The sequence below is a fragment of the Nostoc cf. edaphicum LEGE 07299 genome, from assembly GCF_015207245.1.
GTDB classification, from domain to species: domain Bacteria; phylum Cyanobacteriota; class Cyanobacteriia; order Cyanobacteriales; family Nostocaceae; genus Nostoc; species Nostoc edaphicum_B.
In genome coordinates, this window is sequence record NZ_JADEXF010000782.1 from 1 (window position 1) to 3,138 (window position 3,138).

The 3,138-nt window shown below is 42.3% G+C and carries 1 protein-coding gene and 1 pseudogene; one reads left to right on the forward strand and one right to left on the reverse strand.

The genetic code is table 11. From position 1 onward, the window contains the following. A pseudogene (locus IQ229_RS20570) lies at positions 1–347 on the forward strand (hypothetical protein); the annotation flags it as partial. Positions 348–479: 132 nt separating this feature from the next. Here IQ229_RS20570 and IQ229_RS20575 read toward each other — a convergent pair. After that, positions 480–2,771 carry an IMS domain-containing protein gene (locus IQ229_RS20575; protein ID WP_194046918.1) on the reverse strand — a complete coding sequence of 764 codons (2,292 nt, stop codon included), beginning with the start codon at positions 2,769–2,771 and terminating at the stop codon, positions 480–482. Positions 2,772–3,138: the final 367 nt, after the last annotated feature.

A 3,138-nucleotide genomic window follows, 5' to 3' on the forward strand; every position in this document is an offset into this window, starting at 1 on the left:
GTACTGGGAGAACAGTAAGTGGATTTGCTCTGGAAGTTGGTGAACAAGAAACCTACGGCAGTTGGGAGCAATTTCAGCAGTCTATAGTGAAAAAGTCGCGTTTAACTCTGAATAACATTAATTATGGAGTAGTTGGGTATCAAGGGGTTTTCGCTCAAGTAAAACTGCAATATCAGGGTAATAATTTACCAAAAGTTTGGCGGAATGGACACTACCACGATTGGCGCGATCATTTTGCTGTTTACCAAAGTGCTGATGGTAATAAAACCCCGATTTATCTGGGATGGAAGTCAGGTAAGCTCAGAATTGAGGCGGGTGGACATCAGTTTCAGGGTCAGAGCGATTGAAGAAGAATTCAGAATCCAGAGAGAACTCTCTTGCGCGGCTTCCGCAGCTCAGAAGTTCAGAGAATCAGAATTACTCTTCATGAGGGATTGGGATCAGCCACTTCGTCGTAGACATCACCTAAAAATTCAAACTTATCTAATTATCTGATTCACAACAGATGTACTTTGAATACGCCATTTACTTCGTTCTCGAATCAATTCGTACCGAACTCGCAAATTATCGTTAGAAGAGTTTTTAAACTGACCATTTTCATATAACTGCGTCTCTTCCTTCACCGTAGCTACCACTGCGGCACGATCTGCGAATAAATCAATTTTCTCTACAGATTCCACCTTTACGCTATGCTCGTACTTGCGGTAGCGGTTGTCAGACCTAGCCTGTTGAGCAATCACCCGCCATTGAGACAAAGCTGAACCAGTTAAAATCTGCTCTAAATTATTAATCTCATGATTCGGCCCTAAAGCTTCGGCTTTAGTAGATAGCCAAGTGCGAATGATTTGCTCTGCCGCTGCATCTGTTAAAGGGCCATCTAGTCCTTGTGGTGGACTATTTGGAGGAGGAATAGATATTGGTGGTTGATTTATTTGTACAAACAACTGTGAAGGAGGTACAGATCGTGTAGGAAAAAACAGATTTTTTAACCATCCAAAAGTTGTTGTGGCTAACACCCAGAAAACTAAAATACTCACTAAAGAAATAAACACTTTCCATACCAGCCGTGTTTTCCCTTCAATAGTGTTAGCAAAAGTTCGCCGCCGCCGAGGACGCCGAGAATAAGGACGATTGTCTGGTAAACGCTCCCGGATATTAGATGGAGTAGGTTTTCTCCGTCGACGCTTTTGGTTATGAGCAGGTGTAGCACTTTTAGCTGAACCGTTCAAATTCTGATTACTGGCTCTGCTCGTTCGTTCAGCAGCAGGAACCTCTGATTTTACACTTGCAGATGAATTCCACATAGGTGGTGAGAAGTTTGAATATTCTGGTGTGTCTGGCAAATCTAGGTCAGGTGTTCTGCTGTGGTTAAATTGCGTTGGAGTCCTAGTTGAATTCTTAGGGAAAGGCGAATTATTTGTCTGCGGCTGGGGAAAATTTTGGGGGTTAATTACAGACCACTCATTAGTTGTTTCTGCATCCCTTGGCAGTGCTTCTAAATAAGCTTGTACCTGTTGGTTAGCAAAGTAATCTTTTAGAAAAGCTTGCTGGTTTGCTAAATCTCGAAAATGGGGAAATACTTCGTGTTGTAACCACTGTTCTGCATATAGACACAGCCCTGGTAACAAATCGGGAGAGTCTTGAGATTTTTCTCTAATAAAAGCTAAAGCTTCGTACTCCTGACTAAGTTCTAAAACACGAGTTGCTTCTTCAGTTTGTCCCAAAAGTAATGCACATAACGACTGTTCTAAATGTACATCTTGGCGCTTGCCGAGACGTATGAGCATTTGTCTTGCTTGACGAATTAAAGCAGGTTGCCGTTGAGCAAATCCCCGCGCTATCAAGGCATAAACAGCTAAGTAAGTGGCAACAGCAGAATTGCGTTTGCTTTGGGCTTCAAATAACTTGTGCTGTTCGGCAACTGTTAAGTGGTTGCGTAACTGCTGGATAAACCGCAGGAAGTCATCTATGTTTAAACCAGAATCATCATTATTCGTGCCATCAATCCCGCCACGATCTTCTAAAAGATTTTGCAATAATTCCAAACCTTGGCTTCGTTCGGCAGTCTTTTCTTGAGGTAGTGCCAGCAACTCCAAAATTCGATATGGTCGCAATTTATAAAGATCCGCCTGAATTTCCGCCTGGACACTAGCGAACAACCCTTCGCGTACTAGCAGTTCTTGACCAGTTTCTAAAGATATGGCGGCATTTTCATAGTGACCTTGTTGCCACTGTTCGCGACCTAATTCTAGACAAGCAAGGGCGACAGTGAGAACGACATCAGGATGTTCAGCACTTTCGTGTATTTCTTCGTCTGCTAAATTATTGCCTTTTCTTGCACTTGTAGCACCATTTTTATTTACCAGGTACGGACGACCTAGTTTTAGTACAAGTTCGTATTCCCCCAACTCTTGCAAAATTAATAAAGCGCCAACCAACTCGTCTTGAGTAATTTCGATACCCAAACTCTGGATATCACTACCCCTTTTGGTGCTTTCTGGACGATTTTCCAGTGCTACTGCGGCAGCAGCAAGGTTATCAGGGTCATAGGCGTGAGCAAGATAAAGCTGATCGTAGGTACTGCGTTGTTTTGGATCTGATAAAACCACGTAAGCTTCTTCTATGAGTTGTTTACGAGAAGAAATTGCTGCCTGAGAATACTCACGTCGCGGCAATTGTACAATGCGATCGCTGTATGCCTGTCGCAATTGTTCTTCACTTGCCGCTAACGGTAGTCCTAAAATTCGGTAGTAATCTAGCGGAATTCGCACAGCCTACTTCCCCTGCACCGTGATCAACATAATTCACCTAGAGCTTTCCAGGCCTGTAAAACCGTGCCATAAAAATGCCGTATAGAATTTACTCTACAAGTGTATATTGCAACAACTTGTTTTGTACCTTCCCGAAATTTTGAGTCACATTCTAGTACTAATTTTTTGCTTTCGCCTAGAAAGCCTCAATTGTTTGTTTTAATTCTTAGTATTTTTGTTTAACACAACTATTATCAGCCTTCGATAGCACAAACCACAACTACCGCTTTTAATCACGGCATAATTGTTGTGGCTGGAAGAATCTATTGATGATTGATTTTTTTGGGACTTTCCCACTAGATCGGTAACAAAAATACCACTATTGGGG